Below are 17,009 nucleotides of genomic sequence, written 5' to 3' on the forward strand. Positions count from 1 at the left end.
TTATAATCTCCTTCCGGCTTGTCATAATAAGAGCGTTTCCATGCAAAGCGAAATCTGGCGCGAACTCCATTCCGGCTGGCAATTCCGGGCAGTAGACCCACTCTTGGGGCGCGCCGCCAATATTTCCGCAGAACACGGCTGGCAGCCTGCCACCGTGCCCGGTACGGTGTATCAGGATCTGATCGCCCAAGGCAGCATCCCCGACCCGTTTGTGGGCATGAATGAGCAGGACGTGCAGTGGGTGGCCAAGCGCGACTGGTGCTATCGCCTCGATTTTGAAGCCGATCCCGCCACCCTGGCCCACCATACCGACCTGGTCTTTGAGGGCCTGGATACCTTCGCCCAGGTCTGGCTCAATGAACGCCTGATCCTGACCAGCGATAACATGTTCGTCCCCGCCCGTGTGGCGGTAGCCGATTGCCTGCGCCCCGGCACCAACCAGCTCATCATCGTTTTCGAATCAGCGTTGCGGCGAGGGCAGGAGCTTGAAGCCCTGTTTGGCAAGCGTCATTTGTGGAACGGGGATTCCAGCCGCCTGTACGTACGCAAGGCCCAATACCATTATGGCTGGGACTGGGGCCCCATACTGCTGACGGCTGGCCCATGGAAGCCCGTCACCCTGCACAGTTATGATGTACGCATCACCACGCTGGATACACCCGTGCAGATCGATCTCGCCACACAGCGCGCCCGCATTGATGTGGCGACGCATCTGGCCGGGCAATGGGCGGCGGATACAGTCATTGAGCATACCCTGTTTGATCCCCACGGCCAGCAGATTGCCTGCACAACAAGCCCGGCTTGCACTCCCCATACGCAGACATTGCATATCGACAACGCCCAACTCTGGTGGCCCGCAGGGCACGGCACCCAGCCCTTGTATCGCCTGAAAAGCGTGGTGCTATGTGGCGATAAGGTGCTCGCCCGCACACAACACCAGATCGGCTTGCGCACGATCCAATTGGTTCAAGAAGCCGTTACGGGTGAGCCAGGCAGCTCATTCTACTTCAAGGTAAATGACAAAGAGATTTTCACTGGCGGCGCCAACTGGATTCCCGACGACAATCTACTCAACCGCATCACGCCAGAACGCTACCGTGAACGCATTCAGCAGGCCGTAGCAGGCAATATGATCATGCTGCGCGTATGGGCAGGCGGCATTTACGAGGATGATGCGTTCTATGCCGCCTGCGACGAATTGGGCGTGCTGGTGTGGCAGGATTTCCTCTTCGCCTGCGGCATCTATCCCGCGTATCCCGATTTCCTGACCAGTGTGCGTGCAGAAGCCGAAGTCGCTGTCTTGCGGCTGCGCCACCATGCAAGCCTCGCACTCTGGTGTGGCAATAACGAAGACTACGCGATTGCCGAATCAGTCGGCCTGTACGGCACAGCTAAAGACATGGCCCGTTTTGAAGCACGTGCAATTTATGAGCAGCTTCTGCCAGAAATGTGCGCCCGGCTTGATCCCACACGGCCATATTGGCCGGGGAGCCCTTACAGCCCGAGTGCCACAGCAACCCTCTCCAGCGCAGACCCCACGATAGGCGATCGGCATAGTTGGGAAGTGTGGCATGGTGCGATGCTACCCTATCAGGATTACCACAAAGTACAGGCCCGCTTTGTCAGCGAGTTCGGTATGCAGTCCCACCCCAGTCTGGCCGCACTGGAAACGGTGATTCCAGAGGCGGAACGCTTTGCCCTGAGCCGCAGCATGAGCTGGCATAACAAGGCTGGCAATGGTACACCAGACGGACATCGCCGCTTGGCGGTCTACCTGGCCGATACACTGAACGTTGGGCCGACGTTGGCCGACAACGTCTATGCCACCCAATTCGTCCAGGCCGAATCCATGCGTTATGCATACCAGGATTTCCGGCGGCGCTGGCAGCACCAAGGGGCTCGGGCCGTAGGGGGCGCCCTGGTCTGGCAGCTCAACGACTGCTGGCCTGTCAGCAGTTGGGCGATCATTGATTCCATTGGCAGCACAAAACCCGCGTGGCATAGCATCCGCCGAGCCTTGGCACCACTGGCGGTGGCCGTGCGGCTCCATGCTCAACAAGCACATGGCTGGGTGATGAGCAGCCACACCCAGGCGATGCGCCTCCAACTTCGAATCCAGACCTTCACACTGGATGGCACACTGGTGCATGAGGCAGAGAAAGCGCTGGAGACACGCGGAAACGGTACGACGGAGTTTGACTTCGCCCTCCCAGCACATTCCACTCCCCTCCTGGCCCAGGTCAATGTGCATTCAGCAAGCGGGGAAACCTTGGCATCCGATACGGCCTGGCCAGAACCTTTCCGCTTCTATCCTCTGCCTCCGGCGGGCCTGCATGCGGAAAGAGACGTGCATGCCGATTGCATTCATCTGCATGCAGAGCGCCCGTGCAAAGGCATCTGGCTCAGTGCGCCAGGGCTAGGCTTTGCAGACAACTTCATTGACCTTGTGCCAGGGCAAACTGCCTGCATCAACATGACGGGAGATGTACACACTCCCATCCACATCCAGGCACTGGATCAAGCAGCCTTGATGATATGACAATCAATAGAACATTTTTTTGATGTCTATGCTGCCGCGCCGCCCCACATCCACGCGATGCTGGCGCAGCCAATCCTGCGTGCGGGCATAACCCGCATCATGCAGCCATTGCAAAAAGGTGGTGTTGATACGCACTCTGCTGCTCGAATCCAAAGCGCCGAGCAAGGCCTCTTCATTGATGAGATGGAAGCGGCTCGCCAGCAGCCGCCGTTCCAGGCGGCCGTGAAGCGGCCCCCCCTCCTGTGCCATTTCACGCATGGCAGCAATCAGGCGCATCTCACGCAAGAATGCACTGTTGAAACCCAACTCCAAGGTACGCTGTTGGATTTCCTCGGCAGTATGGGGCGTGTTGGCATATTCCAATGGCGCCAACAACACCAGCAGAATGTCATCACTATGACAAAACTTTATCAAGGGAAACACCGCAGGATTGGCCCCGTAGCCCCCATCCCAATAGGCCTCGCCATCAATCACCACCGCCTGCTGCATACTGGGCAGGCAGGCTGAAGCCAATACCGCATCTGCACTCAGTTCCCGATTGCGAAACAGGCGCAAGCGCCCACTGTTGGCCTCGGTCGCAGCAATAAACAACTGTACCGGACACTCCGCCCGGATACGCTCGAAATCAAACAGCGACTCCACAATCTTGCGCAAAGGGTTATAGCCCAAGGGATTGAGCTGCGAGGGAGACAGCCAGCGAGTGAGCAGCAACATCATCTGCGTTCCCGCAGGCGCCGCAGAATCCCGCGCTGTACTCAACGCGTCTAGAAACTCCGTTGGCATACCCTCACCCACGCGCAGCCAGAAAGTACGCAACGCCTCCCGCGCCCCATCCGGCCCGCCCAAGGCCAAACCATGCGCCAACGCCACCGCATTCATCGCCCCAGCGCTTGTGCCGCTCACCCCATCGAAGCGAAATGCCCCGTTTTCAAGCAAAGCATCCAGCACCCCCCAAGTAAACGCCCCATGCGCCCCACCCCCTTGCAGGGCAAGACTCAACGTGGGAATGGGAGGTTTTGCTGTGCGTCCGAACATGATCACGATACCGGCGATGATGTATATCGTGGCACGAAGGGCAAGCATCTGCAAGAAAACTCGGAACATGTGGCAAAACGAAACATGCTTGGGCTGGCACCTCCTACACAGTGAATCCCAAGAGACGCTCAATCCACCACCTCAGCCAGCCGCTCAGCCATGCCTTGGCGTTCATACTCATACACTTCCAAAGACCACTCCGCAGACCATTTCAGCTCAGCATGTATCTTACCCGCCAAACCGCCCAGAGTTTGACTCACCACTCTGATCAAGGCATTCAATACTGCACAGAGGCATATCAACCTCTGCTCATCACGTCGTGACGTTCTCCATGACATATATCTACAATTGTAATCAGAACGCACTGGCAGAACGAATCAATGGCATTCAGACAAATGAATGTTGTACTACCAGACCAACCTAGAGGAAGTACGAAAAATGGCCAGTAGATCCGTCCGGCTCTATGCTAATCGGCAACGACCGCATTTATCGTTGAAAATGAAAACGCCCGATGAGGTACATCGGACGTCTATTGCGGCTATCCACCAGAGTGCAACAGCGCGCTCACAGCGCGAGCAATCTAGTTTAGGATGAGTCACACCACGCAGAAAATAAAGGAGTAGACAGCGAACATGAAGATCGGATTGAAGAACAACCAAAGCAACCCTAAAACCTCTCTCTTGGCTAATGCATAAATAAGCCCTCAGTTGCACCAAAAGCTGACAAACATTTCATTGATGCGACTGGAAATTGACGGCGTCAAACAAACACCTCCGCATCACCAAACAGTTTGCCTTGAACGTCTTTTGCCGAAAGGATGGGCTTGATGCCAGAGGGCCATTGAATTGCGATTGTCTCCTCACACCAGAGAATGCAGCGCTCATGAGCAGGGGCGTAATAGTCCGTAGTTTTGTAGAGAAACTCCGCGACCTCGCTCAACACTACAAACCCATGAGCAAAACCTTCCGGAATCCAGAGTTGCCGCTTGTTTTCGGCAGAAAGCATTTCGCCTACCCAGTTACCAAAGGTTTTGCTGCTTTTTCTGAGGTCGACTGCAACATCAAAGACCTCACCCTGCACAACACGCACCAGTTTTCCTTGGGGTTGCTGGATCTGGTAATGCAGGCCACGCAGAACATGCTTTGCACTGCGGCTGTGGTTATCCTGCACGAACTGCACCGATTTGCCGATAGCGTCTTCAAATTTCGCTTGGTTAAAGCTTTCAAAGAAATAACCGCGATCATCACCAAACACTTTCGGTTCGACGAGAATGACATCGGGAATTGCTAACGGCGTAGCCTTCATCAGAATACGTTTTCCTGGATGAGCCTCAACAGATACCGACCGTAGCCATTCTTGACTAGCGGCTGGACCAAAGCTTGGATCTGTTCGGCGTCGATCCAGCCTTGGCGAAAAGCAATTTCTTCTGGGCAAGCCACTTTGAGACCTTGACGATTTTCCAGGGTAGCAATGAACTGGCTGGCATCAAGCAAGGATTCATGAGTACCGGTATCCAGCCAGGCATAGCCTCTCCCCATGATTTCGACGCTCAAACGCCCCTGCTCAAGATACAACCGATTGAGATCAGTAATCTCTAGCTCACCACGAGGCGATGGTTTCAGTGTTTTGGCCAGTTCGGCCACTTGGTTATCGTAGAAATAGAGTCCGGTAACGGCATAGTTGGATTTTGGTTGCTTAGGCTTTTCTTCCAGTGACAAAACTTTGCCCTGAGCGTCAAATTCGGCCACTCCATAACGTTCTGGGTCGTGCACGTGGTAAGCAAACACACTCGCCCCATCGGTACGACTCATGGCATTGGCTAGCAGATGATGAAAGTCATGACCATAAAATATATTGTCACCAAGAACTAGCGCGGAGGGGCTGTTACCGATAAAAGTCTCGCCAATCAGGAAAGCCTGGGCCAAACCATCCGGGCTGAGCTGGACCGCATAGTGCAAATTCAGTCCCCACTGACTGCCGTCACCCAGAAGCTGCTGAAAACGTGGTGTATCCTGCGGCGTCGAAATGATCAGGATATCGCGTATGCCCGCCAGCATCAGCGTGCTGAGCGGGTAGTAGATCATCGGTTTGTCAAAAACAGGAAGCAGTTGCTTGCTGACGACAAGCGTCGCCGGGTGTAAGCGAGAGCCGGAACCTCCAGCAAGGATGATACCTTTGCGTATCATGCAACCACCTCTTCAGTATAATGTAAGTTCACCCAATCACGATAGGCTCCGCTCTGCACATGCCGTACCCATTCCGGGTTATCGAGATACCACTGAACCGTCTTGCGGATGCCGGTCTCGAAGGTTTCTGCTGGCTTCCAGCTTAGTTCCCGCTCTATCTTGTGCGCATCAATCGCGTAGCGGCGGTCATGGCCAGGGCGGTCAACTACGTGGGTGATTTGGGCTTTGTAGCTATTACCGTTGGCTTTGGGACACAACTCATCCAGCAATTCGCACACACGATGCACTATCTCTATATTGGGTTTTTCATTCCAGCCACCTACATTGTACGTCTCACCTATGACGCCTGCCTCCAATACGCGGCGGATGGCGCTGCAGTGATCTTTTACATATAGCCAATCACGAATTTGCATGCCGTCGCCATACACCGGTAGAGATTTTCCAGCCAGCGCATTGACAATCATTAGTGGGATGAGCTTTTCCGGGAAGTGGTAGGGACCGTAATTGTTTGAGCAGTTGGTGGTAAGCACCGGCAGGCCGTAGGTGTGATGCCAAGCACGTACCAAGTGGTCACTGGCCGCTTTGCTGGCGCTGTAAGGACTGTTGGGCGCATAGGGGTTGGTTTCGGCAAAGGGACGATCCTCTTTGGACAGAGTGCCGTAGACCTCGTCGGTACTTACATGCAGGAAGCGAAAAGCGGTTTTCTCCGCTTCAGGCAGTTTACTCCAGTAAGCCCGTATCGCTTCAAGCAAGCGGAAAGTACCAACGATATTGGTCTGAATGAAGTCTTCCGGACCGTGGATGGAGCGGTCTACATGACTTTCGGCTGCAAAGTGGAGCACAGCACGCGGGCGGTACTCGGCCAACAGGCAATCCACCAATGCACGGTCACCCAGATCGCCTTGTTTGAAGACGTAGCGTGCGTCTCCCTGAAGGCTCGCCAGGTTCTCCAAATTGCCAGCATAGGTAAGCTTGTCGAGGTTGACAATGGGCTCATCAGACTGAGCCAACCAGTCAAGAACAAAGTTGCTTCCAATGAAACCGGCACCACCGGTAATCAGTATCGTCATATTCTAGAATTTCCTAAAAATTGCAGCTGCAATCAGGCCAAGATTGCCCCAAAGGGTCTGTCGATAAATACCGCTACGTTTAAGGTGTAGGAGACGCAGAAACAGGCTCGTCTGTCGGGCCTTGGTGAAACACTCCAAAATAGAGCGGCTCTCAGGTGTGAGTTTGTCATGTAATTTGTACAAGGCCGCAATATGACGTTCATTCCAAGTACGAAACTGACCTTGCCACAACATGCGGACGCGTCTAAAGCGAGAAATCCATGTGGCATTCATGCCTACCAAATTGCTATCATGCTGGCGATAACGCAACGTTGGTACAGTATCGTAGAAGATCTTTCCGCCACAACCAGTAACCACCATATATACCCACCAGTCGTGGGTAACTACAGAAAGGTTATCCCCCGCCTCACACAACAGTGACCGCGCTGCGTTGTTGAAAACAATCGTATTGCCGCCAGCAATGTTTTGCGTCAGGGCATTGGCAAAACTCGGCGGTTTGGAAAAGAGTGGTGAAAAACCGATTTCATTATTCTCGGCATCCACAAGCCGGGGACGCGAACAATACATTGCAGGCGTGCCTTGCGGCACAGTTTCCAGCCACTCCACAGCCCGCACCAGCTTATCAGCCTCCCAGATATCGTCCTGATCGGAATAAGCATAGTAATCTGCATCAATGCTGGTCTTGCATGTCAACGAGAGGAAGTTCGCTGCGAAACCCTTGGCAGGTCCGCGATGAATGGATAGACGCCCCAGTGGCCATTTCTGTTGATACGCTTCAAGGATTGAGTACGTGCCATCTTCAGAACCGTCGTCTGAGGCACTGACTTCCCAATTGGAGTGAATTTGCGCGGCAAAGGAATCCAGTTGTTCTGCAAGATATTGCTGGCCTTGGTAGGTGCAAAGCAGAATAGCCACTTTGGGCTGAACGACATTGGAACCCTCTTGGGCAAGGGCTTTAGACACAGCTACAGCCCCCACAGAACTTGTTTCGTAGTTGAGAGGGCTTTCAGAAAATCAATCTTTGATGCGTCGCCAGTACCAACCTGACCATTGAGTTGATTCATCAGCCTACTTTCATCCATGAAAAAAACCGCTCACAACGCCTAGACGCCTTACTACTATCGATTCGAAATAATTATGACGAGTATACCTTCCCGCTTACTTGCCGGCAATGTTAAGGTAAGCACCAATTTCTATGTCCTTTCGGGCAGGATCCTTGTTCAAGTGCCAAATCACAATCCGCGCGCCACAACCCATACAATTTTTTTTGCAATCACATCTAGTAGATACTTTATATAGAGATAGAAGATATTTCTTGCATTGAGATCACATTAACGCCTCACCCCTTCACTACGCATTCACTCGCCAAGATTTACCTGTGCGGCAGCAGATTCCGCTGGCGCATTCTTGTTGACTGCGGGGTTTCCTAGGCGAAGAGGGGATGGCACGTATAGACGCCATCGTTGTCAGTAATCTTGATGAGCCGCTCGCCACGCTGTCCATTGGTAAGCATCTGGTACGGCAGACCACTAGTGGTACAGGAATAACGAAGGACTAATTACAAATTTCCATACACCACTCAAACCGGATTCTATTTTGCGCTCGGGTTGTAGCATCCGAAACACGCACGCATAAGTACCTCTAGTACAGAAAGATTACCTTTGAAGCTGCTGATTTTAGTAGGCACCTCACCCTTCGGATAACGCCGTATGGTCGGCATTTCAACACATCGATAGCCAAGTTTAGGCGCCCGATAGGAGATATATGCCAACAACTCATAAGTCATAAAAACTTCACGGAACAATGCCATTCTGTCGTCAAGCATCATTTTGCGACTGTACGCGCGGAAGCCTTGTGTCGTATCTGTCCAATGAAATCCTGAAAACAGACTCAGCATTGGTGCATGAATAAAGCGGATAGCGAAATCACGCGACTTAGGCGTGTTTTCGGCAACCCCGCCCGAAATGAACCGCGAAGCCTGGACAAAATCTACGCCTTGCGTAAGTGCCTCTATGAAACGCGGTATCGCTTCTGGATCATCTTTGTCGTTACCGTCAATGCTAATGACTCCATCATATCCTTGATCGAGTGCAAAAGCATATACACAGCGAAGCTGCGCGCTCAATTTACCTGGCCCTGTTTTAACCAACAACCCGCGCACACCATTTTGTTGCAAGGACGCTAGTTCCATTGAGCCATCCGTACTGCCTCCATCAATGATGATGATGTCCGCAACCTCATCAATTTTCAGAGCAGCCATTCTAGAGAGCAGATTTTTTATTCGCTCCCCTTCATTGATGACAGGAATCACGACACACCACGGGTGCAGACGGCCGAGCCATAGGGGCGTTGAAAAGGTAGGCACCTGCCAAGTAGCACGACTTTCAGGGGTAATACAGGAATCTATCGTCATTTTTTCTAACTATCATGCCACTCGGGCAGTAATCAATGCTACACCGGCGATCACCAACATAATTCCCGCTCCCGTTGTCCAGTAAAATGGCTCCCGAAATATCACCACCGAACACAAGGCAACGGACGCCACCGCTCCGGCGGTCAGCACGGGATGAGCTACATTGAGCGGCAAACGCGCCAAGGCTGCGGCGTAGAGCAAAAATGCCACACCGTAAAGTCCTAAACCCAGCCAGAATGGCCAATTACTCAGCGCTGCCATGGGATCACTGAGGGAAGGAAACCGCCGCGGTGGCATCATCGACGTCTTGACCAAGACGCTGGCTGAAGCATTGGAGGCAATACCGAGGATCAAAATGAGCCACTTCATACATTGGCTCCAAGCCTGTCATGCTGATAATGTCGAATCGCGACGTTTAGTGCACGTCCAATCGACACGCTGTGAGGTTCACTCTTGGTCGCTAGCATTTCAATGGAAACCACATGGTTAGGCAGATACTGCGCCAAAGCAGCAGCAACTTTGCTGTGATCAGTTCCACCATCACCAAGCGGAAGCAAATCAGGCTCACTAATATGAACGTGCCCAATCAGAGATGCACAATTTTGCAGCACAACAGCAGGCTCTTCGCCGTTGATGGTGAGCGCACCTGTATCCAACTGCATCCTGACTGCAGGATGGGCAACCTGCTCAACGACCTGTGCGGTCTCAGCGCTTGTAGTCATAAAGTTAGCACCATAGCAAGTTGGGTTGGGCTCAAGGCAGATTACAACATTATAGTGTTCAGCAATGTCTCCTAGGCGTTGGAAAAAAGGAACCGCCACCGCCATAGCCTCCTGATCGCTCAATCCGGCACGATCTCGATTCTTTGGTGAACCAAACACCAGTCGTTTGGCCCCCAAGCCCGCACCTATGCGGCAAACTGCGCCCAAGTGTTCCAGCATAGCGTCTTGAACTGCAGGCTGACCAAAGACATTCAAACCTGTTGTACCAAACAATAGCGCTTGCATGCCCGTGATTTCGATTCCACGTTCTGACCACCAACTCTTGACTAGCGCAATGTCTTCATCTGTCGCCTTTGTAGGGGCAGGGAAATACTTACCAGGCGCGATGTCAATCGCATCAATGCCAAAGGGATGAAGCAATGCAACTATCGTCTCATCTTCAGCGGCATCCCAGGCAATGTTTGAAATAGCTATCCTCATCATTTTGCCTCCGAGCTAGACTTGATCATGAGCGGCTCAGACTGCGCATAAGCTCTAATTGCCTGAATGGTTTCACGTGCGCTGTACTGGTAATGCCCGGTAGCACCAAACACTTGGGCATAGCAGCTGCGCATATCATAAGTAGCCGGGGGGTTAACCAGAACCTGTTCAAAAATTTTGCCAAAACCCTTTTTTGAAACATCAGCTACGCTAACTGGTTCTGCGGTAAGGTGGACCAGTTTCAAACCAGCATTGAGAGCAGTCTGAATGTCATACCAAAGATTGACCATTGGATAGAACTGGAAAACGCCTCGACTCTCAATCGCCTGCACATTGTTGTCATTCAAGAAATCAAAAATCACATTCTTGCGGAGTCCCGGACCAACGAGTCCGGGCAGACGCACTACAAGGTGACTAGGGAAGTGGCTCTCGACAAACTTCTCAAGCAGACGCCGATGCAGGCCATAAGCGTGCAATCCAGACTCATCAACCAGCGTTTCTTCATCGACGCCCATTGGGTCTTTGAACACATCTACCGTACTGATCAAAATGAACGTTTTGCACTGAATGGTTTTCAGGTGCGCAATCAGGCCATCAATCTTCTGACGATCCGCTTCGGGTTCCCGGTTGGCAATCCACTTTTGCGCAGGAGCACCTGCACAAACAACGGTATCGAACAATTGACCGTCGATGTCACAGATATTCGTTGAGCGATAAAGCGATTGAAAGCGGGCTTGCTTTAACAGTGTTGACCCGACAAATCCTGAAAAACCAATTAATGCGTTCATATTAACATCAACACCAAAATTAATTACATTAACGAGATACTAGGACTTTTCTAAAATTAAGCGCTGGCTTCTCTACAATGCGCCAAGAAAGATAAGCCAAAATTAAAACAAAAAATAACGATATTACAAAGTTTTCATAAGGTCCCTGCCCTGGCCGCCAGACCAATTGCTGCACAGGCCACGCATAGATATAAATTCCATATGACAAATCACCAAAACGGTCAACATTGACATATTTAAATCTATAGACAAAAACCAAAAACAAGTAGCCCATGAAAAGTGGCAAAAACGAAGATAACAAACCAAATCGAATTGAAAAAACAGTTAGAAGAAAACAAAGCACAGTGACGACATGATTCATTACAATCAAATTTTTATTGATCCAAAATATGGAGCCGGCCAAAAAATAAACCAATGGCAACTGAAAACTTGCATGGGCACCAAACATCGGTACATTCGTATATGAAAAAGTACAAAGGAGTAGTAAACCAATGAGCGAACAATTAGCTCGAACCTTTGTATCTAAAGCGCCGAAAAATCCAATAGAACCGATTAAAATGTATGATCTTAATTCAGCAGGCAACGTCCATGTTGAACCATTAGTAGCGCCTGGAATTGGGTTGCTCTCAAAAATGTAGGGCAAATTGTAATTCCACTCCCAAAGGCCTGCATTAATTAGGTTAAACCATGGACGTGCCGAAAAATATCCCGCCAAGTTAGCACTCGAGAATATTGGTCCAAACAAAAAGACCATCAATATTGAATACAATAATATAGCCGGATAAAGACGCAACCCTCTTGATAACACATAATTGATTGCGCCACGCCTAACAAAAGATCCCACTACAAGAAATCCACTTATAAAGAAAAAACCGTGGACAGCCAAGCTCCCTATCCATTCAGCCGGTTGCAACAGTGCAACAGAAATTGGATCAGACCCCCTTCCTACAATTGGAAATGAATGTCCGAAAAGCACAGAAAGCGCCAAAATCATTCTTAAAAGAGTGAAATTATTATTCTTTGATTTTTCATAGTCCTCAAGCCATAATTGACTTTTAGAGGCGTCTGTTGAACATAAAAACGACCAATTAATGCGAGCCGCTAAAAAGTCGAATATCACATATGTAGCAACAGGAATAAAAAACAAATACCATAAAACAAAATTTAGGTGGGTATGAATAATTGAGTGATCTTTCATTAAGATCGACCAACTGACTGAAGCGAGAAACGAGCTTACCCATAAAATAACATTGCGATAACTGACCGGACTTTTCTTTATAAAGTCAACTACAACAACAATACCCGATCCTAATAGCAGTACTGGAAACGCCCATTTGCCATTTATCCAAAAATAAACCGCACTATCCCACCCAAAAAAATATCTAACAATAAGGTCTATATAGGACGATTTAATTCCATAACTCGGCGCGCCAATAATTGGGCCTACGGCATTATATTTAAACGCCTCAGACCGAACTGTTTCAAGCATCCCTTTAACAACATCATCAGATCGCAACGCGCCATGAAATGAGAAGGCAACTAAAAACCCGGCCACTCCGAATAGAAATATAATAGAGCAGCTCTGCCAAGGCTTGTTGAATACTCTCGCTTGTTCGTCTCTTCCTACATCAAGAAAGAACGGCAGTAGCGAAAAAATGAAAATCACTGGCAGATACTCGTAACCACATAAACTCTTAACGAATATCGAAAAACTAAACAATAAACCATAAAGAAAAAATAGCTTCGTAGAGTAGGATTTTGATTTTATGAACCTGAACAAGACAAAAGAAACCAGAACAGGAAGCAACCACAATACAGGCACCCAGTAGAGATTTCGTGCAACTGAAACCATCCAAGGAGACCCAATCATACACAAAAAGAATATTACTCCTAGCTTGTTATCAACCAGAAGACCTAGTTCACGCGCAAGTAACACTAGAACAATTGCAAAAAGTAAAGCAGACAGTGCCTGAAGTCCTGATACATTTTTTAAGAAACTTGGACTCCATTTGTATATAAATGAAAAGAAGATTCCTTGCAAACCATATTGCTTAGAGTAAGCATCAAAATTCAATTTTTCATTTAATATTGAAATTTCTCGACTTTTTATCGTTTTTTGGTCAATTCGATCTCCAGAATATGTAACATGCAAGAATTCACCGATAATTTTTGTTTGGGTTATAGTTCGAATTTGTTGATTGGAGAATTGTATGCTCTCGCCCGGCAGTAGCTCATTCACGCCATAGCCGAGTTCAGCCACCGCAGTCCTCTTCAGCAAAAATACAGATCCAAAATTGGCGAAACCTTGGTTCCAATTGCCGTCGGTGAGATCAAGCGGCACAATCTTCCCAACATGATTTATTCTTTCGTACGCCGACAACACGTCAGAGCTTGGCGCCCCCTCACCTTTCGAGACAAATCCAAGGTTTGCTTTTTCTATTGGTACGCCCTTAATATCCGCAAGAATTTTCCCTAATATAAGGGCTTCCGATCCATCTCGATATGTTCTGAATTGGAAACTTGGGGCTGTATTAAGTATGTTAAATTGAAAAATTAAAAACGAAATAGCAACACATGCAAAAAAAATAAAAAATTCTTTAGCGTTTTTAAGATTTTTCATTTCTAGCGTCTCAAATACATCATAAATGTTCCCAGTCTTTCCGCACTGTACGGAATAATCGTCTCGCAATCCCAAAAGCTCTTAAAAAAATGGGACGCGCATCAGAGGCCACACCCTACATCCCTGACCATGCGATCAACCCGCAGGCACATTCATAAAAATTGAACTTTTGGTCGTGGTCAAAGATACTGAACCCATTCTTCTGCCCGTTATTGATTCCGACCTGTCTGAACGAGGTTTTGATCGTGGCTCGTAGATTCATCAAGGACGTTAACTCGATCTTGATTAACCATCACTGTACTATTTTGCTCAAATACCACAGAGTAGTCCGCCTGTTCGCTCCGGTCATCAAGCAACCGCCCAAGATATTCACCAAAAAAAGCCATCATAATAAATTGCAGCATAAAGAGCATTGACATAAAGAGGATCGTGGTAGTCCAACCTTGAACTACATTTCCACTTATCAAATGAATCAGTACGCTGTAGGCAGCAAAAAGAAATGCCGCGCAACTGCCCATCAAGCCCATTCCCGACATCCACCTCAAAGGCCGGGAAGAGTTGAACACAAGTAGCCGGACGAGATGACGAAATCCTCGGATCAATGATTTTTCTAGCACGGCCCCCGGGCACAACTCATACACAAAAGAACAAGATGGATACCCTGTTTTTTGAATTCTCAAATAAAACTGGTGGTGAAAGCGGCCAGTACTTGTCACAGAGTTAACGGCCCGCCGACTCAAACAACGCAGTCCAGTTGCATTACGTGGAAGGTGGTAGTCCACTGCTTGCAAAATACGATCTGAGCATGCGCGGAAAAACCGGTAAACAAACGTCTGTGGTTGCTTTGCGACGCCTACGACAACATCAAAACCAGATTTGCAGATCTTGACTACGTCAGGTATCACGGATAACGGATCGACGGAATAGTCAAGCAGCAGAACAAAATCGCCGATGGCATTCTCTAGACCTGCCGCCCACGCAACGTCAGTGTGGACATGGGCTGCCAGCTGAATGTACCGAACACTTGGCAACTGCTTCAGCATCAATTCCACCTGACCAGCAACCACTGAGTCAAGCATGGGCCCCTGTGCAATCAGAACAACCTCGTAATCTGAGTAGCGCCTATCCAGATCACTCTGAATTTGCGTTACAGCTTCATGTAGAGTAGTGGTGTACTGGTCGACAACCAACACAACTGAAACGAAGGAATCGCTTTTCAATTTATAACGCCCCCTGCCTAGTTTAATAACTGCTGGGAAGCAATCGCCTCAACAGCGTCATATACATTGTCTATCTTTCCGCCCATCACACAATGGAAGCCCCGTAAGCCATGGTGTGCGCGAAATAATATCGGGCGTGAATCATCCGACTCGCTGCGCGGAAGTACTGTCTTAACCTCCCACAGTGAACGTTCGTAACGGCATTCGCCTAGGATGGGCATGTAGCGCATGGCATCCTTCTGCATGTAACGCCAAGCACTAGTGCGCCTGTCTTCATCGAACTTCATTTGGGCGTCGCAGTAAGTATCGCCAGGTTTGTCGAGCCACTCATAATGCGGTGTATAGCGCACATGGCTAAAAGAATGCATCCCAGCAGACGGAAATGGCATAACCGAAAAGAAAGGACCACACATGACTGTAATTCCGGCTTTCTTGAGTTCATCCGGAACTTCCACTAGGCACATCTCTGTCATCTCATGCTTGAGTGGCACCAGTTCGATCCCTGAACGGGCCAACACATAGTTAATATGGGAATAGGTGCAGTTGAATACATGATCAGCGTAAATTTCGTCCTGTTCATCTGTAGCCAAATCCCGTAATGTCACCAACAGACCGGTGCCTTGCTGGCGAACTTTCTCGACCAAAACGCCCATTCGGCATCTAACCGACGCAGCTTGCAGCCTGCTTACCATGAGGTCCCTAAGCTTTTGGGCATCGAATGCATATTCCGTTACGGAAAAACATGCCTCAATCAAGTTCGGGCTTATTAATTTCTGGATGCTACTTGGCGCCGGTTCGCACGAAGCACCAATGCGTTCGCAGAATTTCAAAAACTGTTTCGCTGAGACCTTTCCCAGTGGTTTTCCAATCAAATAATACTTGGCAAAGTCCGAATCCACACAAGTGCCAAACTCTTTGACAAACCGGGGAAAGGAAATTCTTGACCGCAAGGCGGTAAGAATGCTGCGAGGATAATGATATCCATTATGAACACGCGCCTGATTATTGAACGATGCGCGAGACATGAAACTTTGCTCTTTTTCGATCAATTGAACGTCATGCCCAGCTTGGGCGAAACTTTCAGCAAGGTACATTCCGAAGAATCCACCGCCAATAACTAATATTTTTTTCATTGGCCAAGTTACATTGATTGAAGTGCAATCTTAAGAAGCATACGAAATCACTTTGCTGCATACATCAGCGTACGGCTAGACTTTTGCTACTCCTCAGACGGACTATGCTACGTACACGATGGCATACGAAGCTAGGTAACCCAGTTAAGCAGCACTGCACAACTCGCCAAGCCTTCAACCTAAAGACCAAAATCGCGCACCGACTTACCGTCCAGTACATCCCGACTCAACTCAGGCAGACCAGCTAGCACCTGCAGTTCTTCAGCTTTGCTGGCTTACTCATGCTACGCATCGACCGGCGATGCTCAGATGCGTTGGTAATTTGTGTTACAAAGCCATGTCAAAACGCGAAGCAGTTTTCGAAGAGTAAAATAATATTACATTTGACCACTGATTCGCTTCTTGACATGGCCTAGACCCATGGAAATGTCTGAAGGGCCATTTCCAATTTATTTTATAACCACCTTGTTTGGGAAACCATCACCATCTGGGTCCAATGGTTTATCTACGTAGATATTGATATACGGTGGCGCAACAATTACATCTTTCACTACTCGTTCACCACTTTTTGCGAATTTCAGTACGGTACCAACAGATACTGTTGGCTTTGCAGATTCTGAGGTAATAAAGAATCCGTTTCGCCCATCCTTCAAAATCCATATGCCATTCTTCCAGTTGGCATCTGTTAACTTATCAGGCGTCAGTTGGCTGTTAGGAGAATCACATGCACTCAAAACAAGCAAGCTTGTAAATATTAAAGCAATTATCTTTTTCATATCAATCCTATCAATATAAAGTTACTT

General features: G+C 49.2%; 15 protein-coding genes. 1 reads left to right on the forward strand and 14 read right to left on the reverse strand.

Annotated features, from left to right (window positions below):
- Positions 1–40: 40 nt before the first annotated feature.
- Positions 41–2,539, forward strand: a complete 2,499-nt coding sequence (locus B145_RS0101270) for a beta-mannosidase (RefSeq protein ID WP_018604614.1) — start codon at positions 41–43, stop codon at positions 2,537–2,539.
- Between the two features lie 3 nt (positions 2,540–2,542).
- On the opposite strand, the gene B145_RS0101275 is transcribed toward B145_RS0101270, so the two are convergent.
- From B145_RS0101275 to B145_RS0101345, 14 genes are all read right to left on the reverse strand, one after another.
- Positions 2,543–3,622, reverse strand: a complete 1,080-nt coding sequence (locus tag B145_RS0101275) for a patatin-like phospholipase family protein (RefSeq protein ID WP_342662001.1) — start codon at positions 3,620–3,622, stop codon at positions 2,543–2,545.
- 80 nt (positions 3,623–3,702) lie between these two features.
- On the reverse strand, positions 3,703–3,834 hold the full coding sequence (locus B145_RS29430) for a hypothetical protein (RefSeq protein WP_281167651.1): 132 nt from the start codon (positions 3,832–3,834) through the stop codon (positions 3,703–3,705).
- Between the two features lie 499 nt (positions 3,835–4,333).
- On the reverse strand, positions 4,334–4,879 hold the full coding sequence (gene rfbC / locus B145_RS0101285; protein WP_018604619.1) for a dTDP-4-dehydrorhamnose 3,5-epimerase: 546 nt from the start codon (positions 4,877–4,879) through the stop codon (positions 4,334–4,336).
- On the reverse strand, positions 4,879–5,760 hold the full coding sequence (gene rfbA / locus B145_RS0101290) for a glucose-1-phosphate thymidylyltransferase RfbA (protein WP_018604620.1): 882 nt from the start codon (positions 5,758–5,760) through the stop codon (positions 4,879–4,881). Before rfbA ends, rfbC begins: the two co-directional genes overlap by 1 nt.
- The gene (gene rfbB / locus B145_RS0101295) at positions 5,757–6,830 is read right to left on the reverse strand and encodes a dTDP-glucose 4,6-dehydratase (RefSeq protein ID WP_018604622.1); all 1,074 of its coding nucleotides are present in this window, start codon (positions 6,828–6,830) and stop codon (positions 5,757–5,759) included. The genes rfbA and rfbB overlap by 4 nt, the downstream gene beginning before the upstream one ends.
- A 3-nt stretch (positions 6,831–6,833) precedes the next feature.
- Entirely contained in the window at positions 6,834–7,793 is a 960-nt protein-coding gene (locus B145_RS0101300) for a glycosyltransferase family 2 protein (RefSeq protein ID WP_157288217.1), read from the reverse strand.
- 628 nt (positions 7,794–8,421) lie between these two features.
- A complete protein-coding gene (locus B145_RS0101310; RefSeq protein WP_245541811.1) occupies positions 8,422–9,141 on the reverse strand; it encodes a glycosyltransferase family 2 protein in 720 nt (239 codons plus the stop codon).
- 114 nt (positions 9,142–9,255) lie between these two features.
- Positions 9,256–9,612, reverse strand: coding sequence for an EamA family transporter (locus B145_RS0101315; RefSeq protein WP_018604626.1), 357 nt, complete (start codon positions 9,610–9,612; stop codon positions 9,256–9,258).
- Entirely contained in the window at positions 9,609–10,448 is an 840-nt protein-coding gene (locus tag B145_RS0101320) for a sugar phosphate isomerase/epimerase family protein (RefSeq protein ID WP_245541812.1), read from the reverse strand. Before B145_RS0101320 ends, B145_RS0101315 begins: the two co-directional genes overlap by 4 nt.
- The gene (locus B145_RS0101325; RefSeq protein ID WP_018604628.1) at positions 10,445–11,233 is read right to left on the reverse strand and encodes an NAD-dependent epimerase/dehydratase family protein; all 789 of its coding nucleotides are present in this window, start codon (positions 11,231–11,233) and stop codon (positions 10,445–10,447) included. Before B145_RS0101325 ends, B145_RS0101320 begins: the two co-directional genes overlap by 4 nt.
- A gap of 28 nt (positions 11,234–11,261) precedes the next feature.
- Complete coding sequence (locus tag B145_RS0101330) at positions 11,262–13,853, reverse strand: acyltransferase family protein (RefSeq protein ID WP_018604629.1); 2,592 nt, start codon at positions 13,851–13,853, stop codon at positions 11,262–11,264.
- Between the two features lie 209 nt (positions 13,854–14,062).
- On the reverse strand, positions 14,063–15,073 hold the full coding sequence (locus B145_RS0101335; RefSeq protein WP_026258712.1) for a glycosyl transferase family 2: 1,011 nt from the start codon (positions 15,071–15,073) through the stop codon (positions 14,063–14,065).
- Positions 15,074–15,090: 17 nt separating this feature from the next.
- Positions 15,091–16,224 carry an NAD(P)/FAD-dependent oxidoreductase gene (locus B145_RS0101340; RefSeq protein WP_342662002.1) on the reverse strand — a complete coding sequence of 378 codons (1,134 nt, stop codon included), beginning with the start codon at positions 16,222–16,224 and terminating at the stop codon, positions 15,091–15,093.
- Between the two features lie 431 nt (positions 16,225–16,655).
- Complete coding sequence (locus B145_RS0101345) at positions 16,656–16,982, reverse strand: hypothetical protein (protein ID WP_018604632.1); 327 nt, start codon at positions 16,980–16,982, stop codon at positions 16,656–16,658.
- Positions 16,983–17,009: the final 27 nt, after the last annotated feature.

Origin of the sequence: Uliginosibacterium gangwonense DSM 18521 (assembly GCF_000373965.1) — a bacterium.
Taxonomy (GTDB): Bacteria; Pseudomonadota; Gammaproteobacteria; order Burkholderiales; family Rhodocyclaceae; genus Uliginosibacterium; species Uliginosibacterium gangwonense.

Coding starts and splice junctions, on each gene's coding strand:
- B145_RS0101270 (WP_018604614.1), top strand. CDS start 41: ATGCAAAGCGAAATCTGGCGCGAACTCCATTCCGGCTGGCAATTCCGG.
- B145_RS0101275 (WP_342662001.1), bottom strand. CDS start 3,622: ATGCTTGCCCTTCGTGCCACGATATACATCATCGCCGGTATCGTGATC.
- rfbC (WP_018604619.1), bottom strand. CDS start 4,879: ATGAAGGCTACGCCGTTAGCAATTCCCGATGTCATTCTCGTCGAACCG.
- rfbA (WP_018604620.1), bottom strand. CDS start 5,760: ATGATACGCAAAGGTATCATCCTTGCTGGAGGTTCCGGCTCTCGCTTA.
- rfbB (WP_018604622.1), bottom strand. CDS start 6,830: ATGACGATACTGATTACCGGTGGTGCCGGTTTCATTGGAAGCAACTTT.
- B145_RS0101315 (WP_018604626.1), bottom strand. CDS start 9,612: ATGAAGTGGCTCATTTTGATCCTCGGTATTGCCTCCAATGCTTCAGCC.
- B145_RS0101320 (WP_245541812.1), bottom strand. CDS start 10,448: ATGATGAGGATAGCTATTTCAAACATTGCCTGGGATGCCGCTGAAGAT.
- B145_RS0101325 (WP_018604628.1), bottom strand. CDS start 11,233: ATGAACGCATTAATTGGTTTTTCAGGATTTGTCGGGTCAACACTGTTA.
- B145_RS0101330 (WP_018604629.1), bottom strand. CDS start 13,853: ATGAAAAATCTTAAAAACGCTAAAGAATTTTTTATTTTTTTTGCATGT.
- B145_RS0101345 (WP_018604632.1), bottom strand. CDS start 16,982: ATGAAAAAGATAATTGCTTTAATATTTACAAGCTTGCTTGTTTTGAGT.